The organism is Drouetiella sp. (genome assembly GCF_059504425.1).
In genome coordinates this window covers 63,125-81,330 of record NZ_JCACIN010000015.1, presented here as the reverse complement: position 1 = coordinate 81,330, position 18,206 = coordinate 63,125, and the positions used below count along the sequence as shown (strand labels likewise).

The 18,206-nt window shown below is 50.5% G+C and carries 13 protein-coding genes; 6 read left to right on the top strand and 7 right to left on the bottom strand.

All coding sequences use genetic code 11. The features are described 5' to 3' along the window. The first annotated feature begins 134 nt into the window (after positions 1–134). The 4 genes from AC5JMP_RS03300 to AC5JMP_RS03285 are packed head-to-tail and all read left to right on the top strand — an operon-like array spanning position 135 to position 2,222. Positions 135–548 carry a BlaI/MecI/CopY family transcriptional regulator gene (locus AC5JMP_RS03300; protein WP_495850002.1) on the top strand — a complete coding sequence of 138 codons (414 nt, stop codon included), beginning with the start codon at positions 135–137 and terminating at the stop codon, positions 546–548. Between the two features lie 2 nt (positions 549–550). After that, on the top strand, positions 551–1,405 hold the full coding sequence (locus AC5JMP_RS03295; protein ID WP_495849998.1) for a M56 family metallopeptidase: 855 nt from the start codon (positions 551–553) through the stop codon (positions 1,403–1,405). 42 nt (positions 1,406–1,447) lie between these two features. Further along, on the top strand, positions 1,448–1,642 hold the full coding sequence (locus AC5JMP_RS03290; protein ID WP_495849997.1) for a hypothetical protein: 195 nt from the start codon (positions 1,448–1,450) through the stop codon (positions 1,640–1,642). 31 nt (positions 1,643–1,673) lie between these two features. Next, positions 1,674–2,222, top strand: coding sequence for a Uma2 family endonuclease (locus AC5JMP_RS03285; protein ID WP_495849996.1), 549 nt, complete (start codon positions 1,674–1,676; stop codon positions 2,220–2,222). 22 nt (positions 2,223–2,244) lie between these two features. On the opposite strand, the gene AC5JMP_RS03280 is transcribed toward AC5JMP_RS03285, so the two are convergent. The 7 genes from AC5JMP_RS03280 to AC5JMP_RS03250 all read right to left on the bottom strand — a co-directional run bounded on the left by AC5JMP_RS03280 (position 2,245) and on the right by AC5JMP_RS03250 (position 12,751). Beyond that, positions 2,245–2,970, bottom strand: coding sequence for a pentapeptide repeat-containing protein (locus tag AC5JMP_RS03280; protein WP_495849995.1), 726 nt, complete (start codon positions 2,968–2,970; stop codon positions 2,245–2,247). Between the two features lie 17 nt (positions 2,971–2,987). Next, positions 2,988–3,599 carry a chemotaxis protein CheW gene (locus tag AC5JMP_RS03275; RefSeq protein WP_495849994.1) on the bottom strand — a complete coding sequence of 204 codons (612 nt, stop codon included), beginning with the start codon at positions 3,597–3,599 and terminating at the stop codon, positions 2,988–2,990. Between the two features lie 111 nt (positions 3,600–3,710). Next, entirely contained in the window at positions 3,711–6,920 is a 3,210-nt protein-coding gene (locus tag AC5JMP_RS03270; protein ID WP_495849993.1) for a response regulator, read from the bottom strand. 70 nt (positions 6,921–6,990) lie between these two features. Next, positions 6,991–10,473, bottom strand: coding sequence for a GAF domain-containing protein (locus AC5JMP_RS03265; RefSeq protein WP_495849992.1), 3,483 nt, complete (start codon positions 10,471–10,473; stop codon positions 6,991–6,993). 84 nt (positions 10,474–10,557) lie between these two features. After that, positions 10,558–11,076: a chemotaxis protein CheW gene (locus tag AC5JMP_RS03260; RefSeq protein ID WP_495849991.1), complete on the bottom strand. Its 519-nt coding sequence runs from the start codon at positions 11,074–11,076 to the stop codon at positions 10,558–10,560. A gap of 10 nt (positions 11,077–11,086) precedes the next feature. Beyond that, on the bottom strand, positions 11,087–11,464 hold the full coding sequence (locus AC5JMP_RS03255; RefSeq protein WP_495849990.1) for a response regulator transcription factor: 378 nt from the start codon (positions 11,462–11,464) through the stop codon (positions 11,087–11,089). A gap of 180 nt (positions 11,465–11,644) precedes the next feature. Then, positions 11,645–12,751: a response regulator gene (locus AC5JMP_RS03250; RefSeq protein WP_495849989.1), complete on the bottom strand. Its 1,107-nt coding sequence runs from the start codon at positions 12,749–12,751 to the stop codon at positions 11,645–11,647. A 1,531-nt stretch (positions 12,752–14,282) separates the two neighbouring features. On the opposite strand from AC5JMP_RS03250, the gene AC5JMP_RS03245 reads away from it, so the two are divergent. Together AC5JMP_RS03245 and AC5JMP_RS03240 are read left to right on the top strand one after the other, a co-directional pair. Next, positions 14,283–15,851 (top strand): carbohydrate porin, encoded by a 1,569-nt coding sequence (locus AC5JMP_RS03245; RefSeq protein WP_495849988.1) that lies wholly within the window; start codon positions 14,283–14,285, stop codon positions 15,849–15,851. 81 nt (positions 15,852–15,932) lie between these two features. After that, a complete protein-coding gene (locus AC5JMP_RS03240) occupies positions 15,933–18,173 on the top strand; it encodes a tetratricopeptide repeat protein (RefSeq protein WP_495849987.1) in 2,241 nt (746 codons plus the stop codon). Positions 18,174–18,206 lie beyond the last annotated feature (33 nt).

Sequence of the window (18,206 nt, the reverse complement as noted above, 5' to 3'; positions counted from 1 at the left end):
TTGCGTTGATGCTGCCTTTAAAGAGTGTCCTAACGTATGTGCGTAGCGCTATATTCAGTCGCCAGTATTCAGTCGCCAGTATTCAGTCGCCGGACTCCGCGCTAAACTGCTTGTGTGAACTTTATGCGAATTTCATGTCCCCTCTGCCCCATCCTTCGCCCAAGCTGTCCTTGGGAGCGTTAGAAACTGAGATCCTGGAGATTCTTTGGACGCTCGGTTCTGCCACCGTTAAAGAGGTTCACGATCGCATTCTTGCTGATCCCAATCGGGAGCTTGCCTATGCTTCGGTCACGACCGTGCTGCGTCGTTTGGGCAACAAAGGCTGGGTAGCTTGTGACAAAGAGGATCGCGCCTTTCGATGGCAGCCTTTGATCTCTCGTGAAGAGGCTCAGGTGTTGCAAGCACACGATCGGCTCCAGAAGTTTTTGGCGATCGGCAATCCTGATGTGGTTGCCGCATTTGCCAATGAGCTAGATCATGCTAGCGCTGATAAGTTGGAGGCGATCGCTCAACGCCTGAAAATCGCCCGTGAAGCCAGGGAGAAGTAAAAATGCATCTGACGCTCATTTTGCTGGCAATCGTGATTTCAGGCTTGACGCGCTTTCTCTGGTGGCGATCGGCAGAGTGGAGCGATCGCTGGCAGCGTACCCTGATTGCTTTTCTGCTGCCGCCTTTGCTGTTGCTGACGACAGCAGTAGCAGTGATGTGTATGGGCACTCAGGGGCAAATGTTGGGCTTGCCTGCCGGATGGATTGGCTATCTGCTGGCGCTCAGCTTTTTGGCAACTGCAATCGGGTTACTGCTGCGGCTGGGATGGCAGGGATGGCGATCGCTCCGCCACGTTCACAGCTATCCAGTGCAAAGCTATCCAGTTCTGGGTCAGGACATTGCGATCGGGCATGTAGTCGCGACCTCTCATCTGTTTGCCGCACAGATTGGTTTCTGGAACTCTCAATTAGTGGTGAGTCAAGGCTTGCTCGATCGCCTCACCCCGGAGCAGCTAGAAGCAGTCCTCACCCACGAACGCGCCCATGCTTACTACCGAGACACTTTCTGGTTTTTCTGGATGGGCTGGCTCAGGCATTTCACCGTTTGGCTTCCTAACACCGAAGCCCTGTGGCAAGAGCTGCTTTTGCTACGCGAACTTCGTGCCGATCGCTGGGCAGCTCAAGCGATCGATCCGCTGCTCTTAGCGGAATCTTTGCTGCTGACGGTCAAAGAAACGCCGCTGAGCGCTGCCGATTTTTGCGCTGCTTTTAGTGCTGCTGCGCCCTTGAATCGACTGGAGGAGCGCATTGATGCCCTGCTGCTGCCCTCTGAATCGGCTGAACTGGACAATCGAATTTCGCTATTGGGACTATGGGTTGCCCTCGTGCCGCTGTTAACGGTGCTGTTTCATCAGTGAGATCCTAATAGGATCAGCAGATCTATCATCAACGTGCGGGTGGTGTTGAGTAACATCGCCATCGAACTGAGTAACACGCCGATGTTTGTGAGTAATACGCTGATCGAACTGGGTAACATGACGGTGTTTTTTAGTACGATTGCGATCGTATTGAGTAATGTAGCGATCGTATTGAGTAATGTAGAGAGCGGCATCATCAGTACCGTAAAGCTATGGCAGTGCTCAATCTGGATATGATTTTTTTAAAAGAGTCACGGAGCACCCCTTTATGGTTACTCAAATTAAGTGGACGTTAGACGACTATCACCGAATGGTTGATGCGGGACTCTTTATCGATCGTCGCGTCGAACTGCTACATGGAGAAATTGTTGAAATGGCTCTCGAAGGAACGCCTCATTCTTACTATAGTGATGAATCTGCTCACTATCTAAGAAATTTACTGGGCGATCGGGCAAGAGTCCGAGAGGCTAAGCCCATCACGCTACCTAATCAATCTGAACCCGAACCAGATTTGTCGATCGTTGAGCCGCTTGGAGCGATTTACTTAGAGCATCACCCCTATCCAGAAAATATCTTCTGGCTGATCGAGTTTTCCAATTCCAGCCTGACGAAAGACCTAGAAGACAAAGCTAAAATCTACGCTGAGGCTGGCATTCAGGAGTACTGGGTCGTCAATCTTCGTAAGATGCAGCTCATCGTTTTTCGTTTTCCAGAAGATGGAATATATGCCTCTAAACAAACTCTGACGAGTGGATGGATTAGCCCCCTCGCTTTCCAGGATCTTGAAGTGTCGCTCGATCGTCTCTTAGGAAAATAAACGCCACGCAATCATCAGCGCCTCAATACCGGGGCTGCCCGGTATAGGTTTGTCCTTGGGGCATAACGGCGAAATCAATCCGAGCATCGGTAAGATTTGCCCCATCCAAGCTGGCTTCAGACAGGTTGGCATAGCGTAAGTCTGCGCCGCTTAAATCGGCACCGCTAAGGTCGGCATGTTGCAGTAGCGTTCCATAAAGGCTGGCATGTTGGAGATTAGCGCGGATTAGTTTGGCAAAAGTAAGGTCAGCTTCTCGTAGCTCTGCTTTAGCTAGCGTAGCGTCCGTCAAATTTGCTTCAGAGAGGCTGGTGTTGATGAGTTCAGCCCGACTCAGATCGGCATTTTGCAGGTTTGCCTGTTTCAAATCGGCTCCATTGAGCTGAGCTTTCACTAAATTAGCGCTCTGCAAATTTGCCTGATGCAACACGGTGTTAACTAACTTAGTTTGGGCTAATTTTGCCTGACTGAGATTGGCTTGTGTCAGTTCAGCTCGGCTGAAGTCGGCGTAACTTAAGTTTGCACCACTCAAATCGCATTTGATGCAGCGATCGACACGATTGAGATGCTCAATGGCAGCTCTACCCGCCAATCCATCAGGCGCGGTTTTAGCCTTGGGTCTAGCCGTCATGACTGGCTGAGCTGAGCTGGGCTGCGGTGTGGAGCGAGAGAAAACCTCGGTCATGCGAATTGCCATAGGCAGCAAAGCTGCTGAGACTGCAAGAAGGGTAATGAGGGACTGGAAGTTCATGGGCTTAGTTCATGAGTTTAGAACGTAGAAGGGAGCGATCGCGTTTCCACTTTTAGCAACTGATCAAGATTTAATAAGAACAGGGGCGGTTCTTCTGGGATAACCACTAGAGCACTAACACAGCGAATTTTTCCGCCTGCTAAATAGGCTGACGGCAAAGGCTTGAAGGCAGAAAGGGGAACGCGTCTTAGGCTAGGCTGAGAATATAAGGGGATACCGACAAAATCTCCTTGACTATCTTGAATAATCAACAGATAAGCCGGAGCGCTTGCCCTGAAATCTAGGTTGTTATGGGAATCTAGGTTGTTAGGGGAATCTAGGTTATCAGGCGATACGATCTGCGCAGAGGGTGAATCAACGGCTGGCTGTGATGAGATGAGTTTGACTTCCTGCTGTTGAATACCAAAAATCCGCTGTTGAGCATCTATGACTAAAATTTGCTGATCTTTGTAATGGGTAAATCTTAATCCCTGCCCATTGGGTGCGCCATAAAGTTCTCCTAGCGGGATCACTTTTTCGATCGCCTGAATCGGCAGCGTAAACCCCGTCTGGTGAATGCTAAAGACAACCAGCTTCTGGGTGGCTTCCGCCCGACGATTGGCTAAACGGCGCGAAAGGGAAGAAGGCATGGGGATGATTTTGGATTTTAGATTTTAGATTTTGGAAGCTTAGAAGCTAGAAGCTAAGTATTGCCGGGTTTTATGAGTGATCTGGCGTATTTACTTTTGAAATGATCAGCTCTAAATGGCAGCTTCTAACTCAACCAGACTTTCTAGAGTTTGCAGTAACGCCTGCTCGTTGTACGGCTTGGAAAAGTAGGCACTTGCCCCTAGGCTCATGGCAAGCTGGCGGTGTTTTTCGCCGCTGCGGGAAGTCAACATGGCGATCGGGATGCGTTCTAAAGGCGGGCTGGCTTTGACTTTTGCCAAAAAGCCGTAGCCGTCGAGTCGGGGCATTTCGATATCGCAGATCACAACTTGAACTTGCAGTCCAGCGCTCAGCTTATCGAGGGCATCTTGTCCGTCTTTGGCTTGTGCCACCTGATAGCCCGCTTTTTCTAAGGTCAGAGCCAGCAAACGCCGCACGTTGATCGAGTCATCAATCACCAGCACCGTGGGCTGGCGATCGCCATAAACCGCTTCAGAGGGCAATAGAGCAGCAGGTAGGGCATGGGCATTGGGCAACCGGACAGCATCGACTTGAGATCGTTCGCAGCTTGCAATCCAGTGGAGGAGTTCTGGCACGTTGACGAGGGGAACCACTCGCCCGTCGCCCAGAATCGTGCAGTTAGAAAATCCGGCTGGCATAGGCAGACCGCCCTCTACCTTGCGAATAGCAACTTCCTGCTCACCCCAATTTCGATCGATTTGTAATCCGACCAACTGACTGCCTTGCGTCAGCAGCAATACGGTTGGGACATTGATACTTGCCTGAGTTTCCAATCCTTCGGGCTGGTAGGCGCGCCGGAACTCTAGCCACTGCGACAGGCGAATGAGCTGTACCATCGTGTCTTCCCAGGTAAAGGCTTCGTTGCCTGCGGTGGTAATCACCTGCTCTGGGGGTAGCAGCAGCATTTCTTCGATCGCGTCAATCGGAAACGCCATCAGCATTCCGTGACTTTCGGCAATTAGCACCCGCGCCACCGACAGAGTGAAGGGGACAGACAGGGTAAAAGTGGTGCCCAAACCGGGCTGGGTATCTACCTTAATTTCGCCTTGAATTTGGCGGAGGCGATCGCGCACCACATCCATGCCGACACCGCGACCGGACAGAGCCGTCACTTGATCACTGGTGCTGAATCCAGGTTCAAAGATGAGCGACAGCAATTCTTCATCCGTAGCCGCAGTTAGCAGCACCTCGTCTAATCCCATTTGCCGCGCTTTGGCTCGCACCTTGTCCAAAGGAATGCCGCCGCCATCGTCGCGCAGGGTAATGATCGTACGGTTGTTGCGGTGCAGCGCCCGAATTTCGATCAAACCCTGCTCTGGCTTGCCGCGATCGCTACGGGTTTGAGCATCCTCAATTCCATGATCAAAGGCGTTGCGCAATAGGTGCATCAGCGGATCGCTGAGGGCTTCCAGAATATTGCGATCGACCAGGGTGTTGGCTCCATGGATCTGAATCTGGACAGGCTTGCCATGCTGAAGCGACAGTTCGCGGATGGCTCTGGGGAAGCGATCGGTAATGTCGGTGAGAGGGCGCATCCGCACTTGGGTGAGCTTGGCACGGAGCTGGCGTGAGGTTTTTCTTAGCTCCCGTGAGGTTTGTTCCGTGTCCTCCAGACTGATTTCAATATCGCTGCTGACTTCCTGGATCTGAACGATCGTTTCCATCACCTCTTGAGACATCAGGTGATGTTCGTTGTACCGATCCATTTCTAGAGTATCGAATTTACCCAGATTGGCGCTGTAGGCTTCATCCAGGCGAGATTCATCTGATCCGATAAGTAGGCGCGCTTGTGGAGTTGCACCAAAACCTAGGACAGGCAGCCCAAAGCTTGATTGCATGGAAACGCGATCGTAGGAGTTTCGCAACTGTGCATTAGAGCGGTCTAAAGTTTGGACTCGTTGGGTGAGCATTTGCACTAAATTGCGTAGGCGCTTCAGGTGCAAATCGAGTCCATTACGTTCGATCGTCAGTTCTCCAAATAGGTCACTTAATTGGTCGAGCTGCTTGCTCGGAACCCGTACTGAATTCTCAGGTGAGTCTTTAAGAGTGTTGGGATCTAACGTGATTTCTGGAACCTGGAATTCGGTGTTTTGTCTGGCTGCTTTTCTATGAGTGGAGCGAACCGATCGCACGGTAATAGTTTCAGCCGACTCTGGTTCCGCCAGCGCATCGATCGAAATGGAGAACGGTTCTTCTAGTGGTATAGATTGAGTTTCAGAAGTCGCCGTCTCAGAAGTCGCCGCCTCAGAAGCCGCCGTCTCAGAAGTCGCCGAATCTGAAGTCACCGAGTCTGCCGCGCTTGCCCAATCTTCTACATCTGTCCAGTTCTCTGCACTCGTCCAATCCTCTGCACCTGTTAGACCTTCAAACAAATCAAAATCAGACCAAGACGCAGCAATTTCACCATTTGTCTCAGTCTGTTCAAATATTGTGTCTGGTGCAGTGTCTGGTGCAGCATCAAAATTAGTATCTGGCGCAATATCCAGCAATCGGGGCAGAGCTTCCAGATTTCCCGTCAGAACCAGCGCTTGCGATCGCCGCCACATCTGCAAGGCTAGAGCCGCAACTTCCTCAAGGCGATCGGCGGATGCAGCCGTAATCTGCTGTGATACTGAGCCGCACAGCTCTGTGAAGGCGGGCAACTGCAACATTTCCCCTAAGCCGCCTAGCTCCTGTGCCAGAATGTCTACCTCTTCTCGCAAACAGGGAGAATGCTCTGCCATTACCGATTCTAGCCGCTCCAAACAGCCTTCTACCTCGGTCTGAAACAGCATCGGAATGACATCCTGACCCTCTTCAGGCGACAGCATGGAGTTGGCATCTTCCGCTTCCGGATCACCCAACCTGTCGTGAAGCTGCTCAAAGATCGGGTTGGCATATTGATCGAGCCACTGGGGATTCACGCCTTGATAATCAGGTGACTGAGTGGTAGACGAGAGCGTAGAAAGCGTGGCGCGATCGCACTCAATCACCTGCCGTAAACAGTCCACACCCGTTAGCAACAGTCCTTCCAGATCTCCATCTATCTCGATTGTATGGCGCTGAATTTTTAACACCTTAAAGGAGTCTTCTAGACGGTGCGCCATAGCGCTCAAGGTCTGAAACCCCATCATGCCTGCCCCGCCTTTAATGGAGTGAGCTGCCCGTAGCGCTGCGTTGATGCGATCGATATCCACACCGCTGCTTGCTAAACCCAACAGCGCGGTTTCCAGTGCCCCAAGATACTCTTGAGCTTCGTCGAGAAACTGAAGCTGAATTTCGAGTTCCTTATTCTGTGTCATAAGTGCGGCTCGGTAGATTGGGAGATTCAGGAATGGGGAATAAAGCGATCATGGGGATAAATATCAGATATTAAATATCCGTTCCAACTTCAAACTCGCCTACAGAATCCTGTAGCTCTTGTGAGACTTCAACCGTTTGTCGAAGGGCGATCGAGACTTGGCGAGAAGACTGGGAAGTTTGCTCAGAAATTTTGGCAATTTGCTTCATCAGATCAGTGACAACCCCAGATGTTTCCACCTGCGATACGGTGGCTTCAGAAATCGACTGCACCAGCACATCAATTTGGCGAGACACATCCATAATTTGATTGAGGCTGAGCTTAGCATCCTCTACCAAGTGCGTCCCTTCTACGACCTGAGCCGTGCTTTGCTCCATCGCTTCTACCACCTGACTGGTTTCCCGCTGAATCGTGTCCACCAGCTTCTCAATTTCCTGAGTTGCAGCCGCCGATCGCGCCGCCAGTTCGCCCACTTCTTCGGCAACTACTGCAAAACCTTGTCCTTCTTCACCTGCGCGAGCCGCCTCAATGCCCGCGTTAATCGCCAGCAGGTTCGTTTGCATGGCAATCTGGTTAATCAACGACACCACTCTAGAGATTTGCTGCGACGATTCACCCAAGCGCTTCACTTTTTTAGCCGTTTCGCCCACCGTTTCCCGCAGCCCCAGGATATTGCGTACGGTTAGATCCATTGCCGCGCCGCCCTTCTCGGCAGTGGTTGAAGCCGTGCGTGCCACATCCGCCGCCTGACGGGCGCTAACGGCAACCGCCTCCATCGATCGCGTCATTTGCTCCACAGAATCCAGCGTTCGGTTTGTTTCTTCCACCTGCTTCAGGGCTTCATCGGTCAGTCGTTGAATTGCGCTCTCGTTTTCGCCCAGCGACAGGTTCACCTTCACTGCCGACTCTTTAACCTTCGTGACAATTTGCCGCAGGCTTTCCACGATCGAGTTAAAGAAATCGGCAACCGTACCAATTTCTCCTGCCGTCACATCTGCTCGGACGGTTAGATCGCCGCGAGTCGCCCCTTCCACATCGCTCAGCAGGTTAATCAGCTGCATTTGTAAAGACTCTCGCTGAACACGCTGTTCTTCCGACAGGGCTTCTGCCTCTAATTGAGCCTGTTCGCGCTGTGCAAATAGGCTTGCCTGCTCCAGGGCAAATCCGAGCTGCACGGCCACCTGCCGCAGCAAGGAAATTTCTGCTTCTTTCCACTTGCGCGGTGCCGAACATTGATGGGCGATCAATAAACCCACCAGCTCGTTCTTCACCAGAATGGGGGTAACAATATTTGCCTTGACCTTGAAGGGTTCAAGCTGACCAATATGACAGGGCGTTAAGCCAGATTCGTAGATGTTTTCGGTGGCTTTAACGCGACCCAGGCGATATTGCTCCACGTATTTTTCGGCAAAGCAGGGATCGCCAATTTTTGCGCCTAGGGCCGGGGGATAAAGACGATCGACAGATTCAGAAACAAATGTGCCTTCCCATTGCGGATTGAACCAATAGACGGCAACGCGATCGGCACCGAGAGAATCTCGTAAATCTTGCGTCACCGTATCAAAGATTTGCTGCTGGTCTAGAGACTGCCGCATCCGCGAGACGATATAGTTGGCTTGCTGCTCTTGTCGGGCGATCGTCTGCTGCTGCTGAAGTAGGGTTGCCTGAGTTAGGGCATAGCCCACCTGAGTAGATAACTGCTGCATCAAGTCGAGTTCTTCTGGCTCCCAAACCCGTGGGCCAGAACACTGATGAACGCAGAGCAAACCCACCAAATCATCGCCAGTAATAATCGGTGCAACCATATTGGCTTTCACCTCTAGCCGCTCCAAAATTTCGCAGTGGCAGCGGGAAATGTTAGATTCATCTAAATTTTCCATCGTCGAAATTCTGCCGCTCTTGAAGCGTTCAATCGATCCAGGCACCAGCGGATCATAGATCGTCTGTCCCAATGCCTTGATCCAGCCCTCATCTACTGACTCAGCGGTGATCTCTCCCCCCTTGAAGTCAGGCGTGAATCTGTAGATCAGCACACGATCGACCTTCAATATCGATCGCACCCCTTCCACTGAAGTCCTCAAAATCTCTTCTGCATTCATGCTCTGACGAATTCGCAGAGTGACTTCAGTGAGAAGCTGCGCCCGGTTAGCTAGAAGTTCTTGACGACGATACTGTTCTTTCAGCACTGCCTCGGAAGTGACGACGTTATCTGCCATTTCATTGAAAGCGATCGCCAATTGACCCACTTCATCGTTGGCAAAAACCTCGGCTCTCACCTGGCGATCGCCCTTGGTAAACTTGCGAGTGACTCTTCCTAGCATTTCAATCGGAGTCGCGACCGAACGCCCTAACACAATAGATAGACCAATATCGGCAGCAATGGCAATTGCGGCGAGCGCCAGCTGAAGTAGTAAACTCTGCTGTAAGGCGGCGTTGAGGGACGCTTCAGAAGATCCTCGCACCAACAGGGCTACCGGCTGTCCTTTGAAATTATTGAGCGCCTGAGCCGCTACGGTGTAGGTTTGATTGCCTAGGGTAATGCGATCGGTGACAGCCTGACCCTTAGCTTCTGCAGCTCGTTTCAGCAGATCTGAATCAGCGGGCAGCGCCACGCCTGCTTTTGCCTGCTGAAGGTCGGCAACCCCTCCGCGATCGGCTTCTGCCAAGTCTAAGGAAGTGGATAGCACAAATTCCCCGTTGGGCTGGCGTTGATAAACCGCGCTGTAGCCGTTGTTAAAGGCTTCGAGCGTTCCTTCAACAATCGGCTTTTTGTCGTTGACAATATCACCTGATACCAGGGTTCCTATTACCGTTCCCGTTTCCGTATCTTTTACCGGAGTCACAGTGTATCGAATCAAAGCATCCTGACCGCTAAAGCCCTCTGGCAAAGGCGGTGATTCTTTCTTTAGCTCTGACCAATTGACAATGGAGTTGGCTTTAACCTGGCGTGGATTGCTTAAGACCGTTCCCACCAACCCATCTGGGTCAAATCTATCCCCAATTCGTTCAGCATTGGCACTAGAAATGATTCGCAGATCTGGCCCCACCAGCGTGGCATATTCAATGTTACGCGCGGTAACTTCGTTTGCCAAAATGGCTTTCACTCTAGCGCGTAGGTCTGGAGAAACCGATCGCCCTGCTGCATAGTCTTTTGCTGCCTGTACAATGGCAGTGTTGTCAGACTGCCCTCGAAAGCCGAAGCCCATCTGATTCACCTTAATGTCGTAGGTGACTTTAGTGACGGCAACTTCAGCCTTTGCCTGGTTGACCAGCTGTTCTTGTCCTCCTCTGACAATGAGCCAGGAACCTGCTCCTACTAACCCAACAGCTGAAAGCGCTTCTGAGGCAAACAGCGCCAAAAGCTGCTTTTGACGCACTGGCATGGAATGAAACCAGTTCAAGGGCGAGTCCTTGGACTTGACGGTTGAGATAGGAGAAGTTGGCATACTTTGCTGGGAAAGCGGTCTGCGGCTAGAATCTGTAAATGATTCTGAAGGGCTATTCTCTTCAAAGCGATCGGATTTGGTAGAAACTGGGCGGGGTTGGGTCGTCATGGCGAAAATGCCTCGCAGCGCAAATGATTCGGGTGGAAGGAAGGCAGGCTAAACAGGCTGGGTTAAATCAGTAGTCTGGGTAAGCTAGGGGCTACGGAGAATTGAAGAGTGGGCGATCGCTTCGCCATCCAGTACCAAAAGAATCTCTTGTTTCTCAGACTGCCGCTGAAGCACACAGCCGCGCAGATAGGGCACGAGAGATGCGGTCACTTGCCCGATAGGAGATTGAATCGCACTGGGTTCTAGACGGGTGATGCCTTCAACCTGATGGACGGCTAATCCCAAAGGCACAGCACCCACCTGAATTAGAATCAGCGTGTATTGCTGAGTGCTGCTGGCATCTAGCATCGAAAGCCCCAAAAGCTGCGCCAAGTCTACGACCCAAATTACGCGGCTGCGACGGTTCATCAAACCCATCATGGAAGCGGGCATATTGGGCATGGGGGTCAGCCGACGAGACGGCAAAATGATCGCTTCCTGCACATGACGCATTGAAAAAACGGCAGGAATTTGCCGATTCAGATGAAATTTCAAATACGACTCTCCTGGGGCTTTTGGCGATCGCATCCCTGGCAGAGAAAGTGCAGATGGATTCATAGACATGGTTTTAGGTTTATCCTTCTACGGATTTCACAACGCGCACCAGCTGCTCGCGTGTAAAAGGTTTTGTAATATATGCATCTGCTCCCTGCTTCATTCCCCAGAGGCGATCGATTTCTTGATTTTTTGAAGTACAAATAATGATTGGAACTTTTTTAATGATGGGATGTTTTTTAAGGCTACGACATAGCTCAAATCCACTCATTCCAGGCATGACTACGTCGGTAATGATGACATCTGGCTGCTGTTCAATGGCTTTGCTCAAGGCTTCTCTAGCGCTGATTGCGTTAATCACAAAGTAGCCGCTTTCTCTGAGGTAGTAGCTCATCAACTCCATTTCAGAAGGCGTGTCTTCTACCACCAAAATCGTTCCCATGAGCGTTGTACTCATCCTTACTTTCCTTTAGATCAACTACTTATTTCGCCGACGAATATTGATATCCGGAAGATTCTCACTTAAGAGATTTCTGATCTTCAGATAGGCGTGTTTTATGAAAAATCAGCAACTTTTTTGTTGGCTTAGGTTAAATGCCTAAGTCAAATACCTAAGTTAAATGCCTAAGTTAAATGCCTAAGTTAAATGCTTGAACACAACTTTAATCAAGTCAGGCTGTGTGAAGGGTTTAGTTAAATAGCCTGAAGCACCAACCAGCTTGGCTTTGGCGCGATCGATAAATCCGGTATTACCCGTTACCATAACGATCGGCGTGTGCCTAAAGTTGGGATGTTTGCGCAGCAGCGAACACAGTTCATAGCCATCTAAGTTAGGCATCGTGACATCTAACAAAATGAGATCAGGTTTACTCCGAATGACCTGCATCAGCGCTTTGATTGGGTCGCTAATGGCAATGACCGCAAAGCATTTGTCATCCAGGAAAGACTTGATGGCTTGCAGTACGGTAGGGCTGTCATCAATACAGGCGATCGTATAGGTCGATTTGGCAGCCGTAGGAGCGGGCGGCTCAAGTTTGGGTGAACTGTTGCTGATAGAAGATTGAGTGCTTTTGTAGGCAGAGGTAGGAGGCTGAGATTTTTGCTCAATTCTCTGCTCGGCTCTCTGCTCAACTTTTTGCTCAGTAGATGGATGTACTCCGTTTTGGCTTAAGATTCGCGGCTGCTCACCTGCCACAGACGCTTGCCCAGAGAGATGTCTCCGCCGCAAATGGTTCTGGCAATATTCCACCAATGGACGTGCATCAAGCTGGCATAACCGAGGCAATCCAATCAATAGATCCTGTTCAATCACCTCATAGCTGCCCATTTGAGCCAGAAGAAAAGACTCTAGAACTTCCTTGGCGAGGTCTTCAATCAGCCTTGCAGCCTGTGCTGAAGTAAGATGCTGCTGTTCTACTAGCCAGCAAATAGCCTCATAGTCTCGACCATGAGGTAAGCGGCTGGGTGAATTCTCGAACAATAGCCGTAGCTGAACACGAACTGCGCTAATCAGGCTAGGAACCTGAGTACTAAGGCGACGGAGCTGGCGATCGAGCCGTCCAAATGAATCCACCGTGTTGGAAACATAGATCAGCTTGCCATGCTCTAGATAAAGTGACCAAGTCACGGTTCCACTGGAAACTTGTAGGCATCCGCTAGTTTGACGGCTAGTGAGTTGGGCAAGTAGGCTTAGCGGATGCAGTTTCTGGGAGGGTCTATACGCGCCCATGGAGATGGTATTCATTGGATGCTCCGGCTCAGTTTAGGGGGATAGGCAATCAGAGTAGGGCTTAGCGCGGAAATTATTGACATGAAAGCTTGAAAACCAGAGTCTAAAAACTGATCAACCTGTCATGCACTCATGCTTCGGCAGAAGGCAAGCTTGCTTTAGAAGCTGACCGTTACCAGATTCTATGGGTGAGTTTCCGATCTATTAGATATTAGGAAAATGAAGATGCGATCGCGTTCAAATTGCATATAGAGATTACTTAAACAGGCTCCAAACAGCTTATATCGCTCACCATTCACTAATTTAAAAAGATTGAAAGGTAGATAAAATCTCTAGAAAATCTGAGCTAAGACTTACGCCGAAGTTCAATTTTCTAATTTAGCTCAATGCTTATTAAGCTTATCAATTTTTGCGATCGGTAATCTCGAAAATCAATAAAGATGTTCCTTAAAAGCGTAAAGAAGCTATGAGCAAAAGTGCATTTTTTACCACAAGATTATGTTAAGTATTTGGTGAAAGAGAAATTGTAGAAATGTGATTCACAATACTCTAAAACAGCATTTTTCTATGGCTTTAAGAGAATCTATTGTCGTGGTGCATTACAAAATGAACTCGTTTTGACATTGAGTTGCTTTAATGATCTAACAAGTGCTTTTTCCAATCTTCAAACTTAGATTGCCTGATCCGGAGTTTTACCTAGATTTTCTCATTTTCAAATCAATGGTCTTGTATCATTTCATTGATCAAGGCTCTTTTGACCCTTTTCACAAGCTATCAGTTGATTATCCGCGACCTAAAATTTGGCTTGTATCCTCAGCACTGCCGCTATTCGCTCGACTGCCTAGTGGGCTATGAGTCTTAAAATTTGTATTTCCTTTACACAAAATCCTAGAATTCCCCATAGTTTTTTAAGAGACTCCTAGAATATGCGTATAGAATTGAGCCACATCGCGCTTCTCTAAAGTCCTTTAGGGAAAAAGCGATCGCCGAAAAATGTATCGTCGCACTACTATTTGCGCTTGGCAGATTTCTAGACATCTCATTCTACAAAACCTGTGGAAAGAGCCTCAGGTGTCAACAGAAATTAATCAGGGTTAGATAACGTAAAGCTAAAAAGATAGAGTGTATCTAGCTTTATTCAAGATAGATCTATCGTATTGCCTAGCAAAAAAGTTTCAAAGCAATAGCAGTTTCTTTTTTAATTCTGTAGTTGTTTTTACATCTATTTGGGTGTGATTTCAGTGTATCTACGAGCAGATGCATCCGTAATTAAAAGGCATCGAAATCTGTCAGATTGGCATTCTATCCTGAGCGCATCTACCTAAATTTGTAATACGAGCCAAGAGCGTTAGATAACTATTAGGTCTTGAGGATCAGCTTTTGACTACTGGTTAATTGACAGCGATCGAGATTTGTTTTTCCTGAACTGCTGTTAAACATCAAAACGCAGTGCTGACGTTCAGTTCTGAATTAGACTCCTGCAATCGCTTGCAGTTCATCAGGTGCATCTCGAATTAGAAATTTTCAGAACATCGGGTAAGTAAAGATGCATCGACAAGCTGGCGCTAAAAGCCGCATTTTTCACTCAAATCAACATACTCAGCTAAGTTCTCTGATTTTGGCTGGGATTCTCTCCACTGTTCTGGCGATCGGAATAGACTGCGGATTAAAAGTACAAGCTGCTCAGGCAGAAGTCCTAGAAAATGGCGATCGCCCTGTTCCTACTCCGTCATCAAACCAGTCTCTTGATCAATCTGATAATCCGTCTCTTGAATCGACAAAGGTAGATATCCAGCTAGGTATTCAGCCAAGTATCCAACCAAGTATCCAACAGGGCATTCAGCCGTTGCTAGATGTCGCAGAGCTATCTCACCTGACCCGTTCACAAACCCTGAAAGCCTCCACGGTCAAGCTACCGCCTATCCATTTAACAGCGCCTATTGATTCGACCGCAGCGGTTGCAGGAGCCGCTGCGGAACCGTCTGCGTCAAACATGGTCCTAGAGTTTTCATCGGCGATCGCTCTAAATTCCACAGCGCCTGTATCCTCTACGCCTGCTCAAGCTTCAACAGAGCATGACCCAGATATCCAATATCTTGCAGATACACGGGATGCCAACGCCACAGAAGAAACTCAAGGCAATCTGCTGGGTACGCCGCTAGTACATATTCAGTCTGCCTACATCTTGCAGGATGGTCAGTCATCTGGGCGATTAAGGGCTTCAGGAGTTTATGCGGTAACGCCCAATTTGCTGTTTGGAACCACAATCGATCTGGTGACAGGAGACGGTTTTAGTGACTCTTCCGATGACGTGAATCTAGATCTAAATGAGCTTTATTTCACGCTGTCCCCTGCGCGATTGAGCAATCTGCGCTTTACCGCAGGCATGATCGATTTGACCTCCTATTTCGATCGCAACAGCTTTGCCAAAGATTCGGTCACGCACTTTTTCAATCCCGTCTTTCAGACCAATCCGGCGCTAGCCGCCACCGGGATTGGCTCTCGTCCGGGGGCGCTGCTGAATTGGGATGTGACGGATGCGCTTAACCTGAAAGCCGCCGCCTTTTCGTCTAGCCGTGACTTGGGAGACTTTGCGATCGATGGATTTGCTGGAGAGATTGGTCTGAGGCTGGGTAACGTTGTCGTGCGCGGCACCTACGCTAACGATCGCGATGCTGGACAGCGAGACGGGTTTCAGGAAATCTTTCAGTTTTCGAGAGGCAATAGCCAGTTTGGGTTACGGTCAGGCGATCGGGAAGAGGCTTTTGGCATCAATGCTGAGGTGTTTATCCCAGAGCTGAATCTGGGGCTGTTTGGACGCTATGGACATTACGAAAACCAGGAACTCGATCGCGGTGGCGACACCTACAGCTTTGGCGTAAACCTGCTCGATCTGTTTCTGCCAGACGATCGCCTGGGGCTGGGCTACGGGCGGGAACTCTCTAACGACGCTCTGCGGCAGGATCGCGGCGACAAAATTCCGGATGTGCTGGAAGTGTTTTACGACTTTCGAGTATCGCCCAATTTTCGGGCGGGTGCAACCTTTCAGCAGCGCGATGGGTTTTCAGACACCGTGCTGGGTATTCGGCTAAGAGCGGATTTTGACATTAGGTAAGGGCGCAGGGTCAAGGCGCAGGGTCAAGGCGCAGGGTCAAGGCGCAGGAATAAACAAGCGAGCAGAGGTAATTGGGGAGCTATGAATCAGAATTGGAGACGGTTGACGGGTTCTGCGACGGGTTTAGCGATTGTAAAACTGGTGATTATGGGACTAGCGATCGTCGGTAGCGCCACGCCAGCCCCAGCCCAGGTTTCTGAGGGTTACACGCTGCTGAATCGAGGCTGGGTGAATGACGCAATCGCTGCTTTTCGGCAGACCTTGCAAAGTCAACCACAGTCGCTGGAGGCAAAGCTGGGGCTGGCGATCGCCTACCAGCGTGCCGGACAGGACGCAAATGCATGGCAAGCCTACCAGCAGGTGTTAGCCCAAGATCCGCGCAATCGGCAGGCGCTCACCGCAGTTGGGCAGTTGGGTGGCTACCGTCCAGAATGGCAGCCGCGCGGCATTACGGCACTGACGACGCTCCTAGACATCACGCCCGGTGACACTGCTGCCAGAACACAACGGGCACTGCTCTACGGCTATCAGGGCGAATTTTCTGAGGCGATCGCCGATTACCAAATCCTGCTCACGCGCCCTACCCCTGAAGTCGTTTTAGGCGCGGCACAAATCTATGCCTACAGCGGCGATTATCTAGAAAGCCTGACTTTATTCGATCGCTATCTCGCCACCGGAAAAGCGATTCCTAATTCTGCTGTGACTGCTTACGCACTGTCTCTGCAAGAAACGGGTAGCCCCGATCGCGCCATTCAGGTTTTGCAGCCCCGCTTGCAGACTTCGCCAGACGACGTTCAAATCCGCGCCACGCTTGCCTCTGCCTATGCCGGAAATTATCAAATTGAACAGGCGCTAACGCTACTCGATCCGCTACGCGATCGCCCAGAGACTTTACTGCCGCTAGCCCGTGCCCTAAGCAGCATAGGTCGGCAGGCGCAGGATGCAGATCTTTATAAAGGTGCGATCGATCTCTATCGCCAGGTGTTACAGCAGACTCCCAATCCTTCGACCAGTCTGATTACTGAAATTGCAGATGTATTCAGCGATGATCCTTCTGCCCAGCCGGAGGCGCTGCCCCTCTACGAAAAAGTCACAGCACAGCAGCCGCAAAACCAGAGCGCTTGGGTGAAGCAGTGGGTGCTTCAGCAGCAGCTTGGACAAATCTCTAAACCTGAGCTTCAGCAACAGTTGCAGCAGGTGCTAGGCACATTGCCGACTCGCTCTGGCGATCGCCGTTCTCTGGCTCTAGCGTTACTGCGCCTTGACCCGCCTCAGCCTGAATTTTTGCCGCTGTTTCAATCGGCTTTGCAGGAAGGATCTGCGGTGCCGTTCTTCAACTTTCGGATTGCTCAAATAGCGCTTCAGCAGGGCGATCGGGAGGCGGCAAGCAAAGCTCTGACCCTTTATGGCGCAACCCCAATCGGCACAAAAGATCCGGCAACAGACTTCTTGTTTGCCGAAATTGAGCGTCAGCAGGGCAACCTGGATGCTAGCGCCCAGCGCTACCAGAAGCTAGTCGATCGGAATTTGGGAGATCCGGTGACGCGGGATGCTCTACGCGGACTTGCCGGGATTCAGCTGGCGCAGGGCAAACCTGAAGCGGCTCTCAGCATTTACGACAGGCTAGTCACTGAAAATCCGCAAGATTTACCGAGTCAGCTCGGTCAGGCGGGGGTTGCCTATCAGCTGCAAAAAACTTCTAAGGCTGAGGCTGAAGCTGTTCTGGAAGGATTGAACGATCGCGCTGAACCGCCCTCAGAACTCTTTCTATTGGTAGGAGCACTACCCGCCGACCCACAGCGAGAGAAACTCTATGAGCGTCTGCTGGCGATCGATCCTAATAATATCGGCGTTAATCTGCGCTGGGTGCAGCTTTGGGCGTCTCGCGATCCGGCAAAAGCCCAGGCACATGTTACACAGCTTCTAGTAACCAACCCCGATCGAATGGGTGCCACCTTTATCCAGGGCGATCTGGCGCAAAGGCTGGGCAATTTGCCGTTGGCAAGCCAAGCTTACGAAGACATTTTGACCATGCAGCCTGACAATCCTGATGCGCTGTCGGCGTTAGGCGGCGTGCGCTTTCAGCAAAAACGCTTTGCTGAAGCCGAGCGGCTTTACACCCAGGTGCTATCCCTCCGTGCCGACACCGATGTCCAGCGTATCTTGGCAGAACTCAAGCTCGCCCAAGATCAGCCGATCGCTGCCCTAGCAAGATTTCAGGCGCTCCAAAAAACCGACTCCAGATGGAGCGATCGCGCTGAACAAATTCGCGTCAATCTACTGAGACGGCGAGGCTTTCAGCCCTATTGGGAGCGCTATTAGCCTATCCCACGTTCTACTCCCTACTCCCTCAGC

Coding starts and splice junctions, on each gene's coding strand:
- AC5JMP_RS03270 (WP_495849993.1), bottom strand. CDS start 6,920: ATGACACAGAATAAGGAACTCGAAATTCAGCTTCAGTTTCTCGACGAA.
- AC5JMP_RS03275 (WP_495849994.1), bottom strand. CDS start 3,599: ATGCCTTCTTCCCTTTCGCGCCGTTTAGCCAATCGTCGGGCGGAAGCC.
- AC5JMP_RS03295 (WP_495849998.1), top strand. CDS start 551: ATGCATCTGACGCTCATTTTGCTGGCAATCGTGATTTCAGGCTTGACG.
- AC5JMP_RS03285 (WP_495849996.1), top strand. CDS start 1,674: ATGGTTACTCAAATTAAGTGGACGTTAGACGACTATCACCGAATGGTT.
- AC5JMP_RS03300 (WP_495850002.1), top strand. CDS start 135: ATGTCCCCTCTGCCCCATCCTTCGCCCAAGCTGTCCTTGGGAGCGTTA.
- AC5JMP_RS03245 (WP_495849988.1), top strand. CDS start 14,283: ATGCATCGACAAGCTGGCGCTAAAAGCCGCATTTTTCACTCAAATCAA.
- AC5JMP_RS03260 (WP_495849991.1), bottom strand. CDS start 11,076: ATGTCTATGAATCCATCTGCACTTTCTCTGCCAGGGATGCGATCGCCA.
- AC5JMP_RS03280 (WP_495849995.1), bottom strand. CDS start 2,970: ATGAACTTCCAGTCCCTCATTACCCTTCTTGCAGTCTCAGCAGCTTTG.
- AC5JMP_RS03250 (WP_495849989.1), bottom strand. CDS start 12,751: ATGAATACCATCTCCATGGGCGCGTATAGACCCTCCCAGAAACTGCAT.
- AC5JMP_RS03240 (WP_495849987.1), top strand. CDS start 15,933: ATGAATCAGAATTGGAGACGGTTGACGGGTTCTGCGACGGGTTTAGCG.
- AC5JMP_RS03265 (WP_495849992.1), bottom strand. CDS start 10,473: ATGACGACCCAACCCCGCCCAGTTTCTACCAAATCCGATCGCTTTGAA.
- AC5JMP_RS03255 (WP_495849990.1), bottom strand. CDS start 11,464: ATGAGTACAACGCTCATGGGAACGATTTTGGTGGTAGAAGACACGCCT.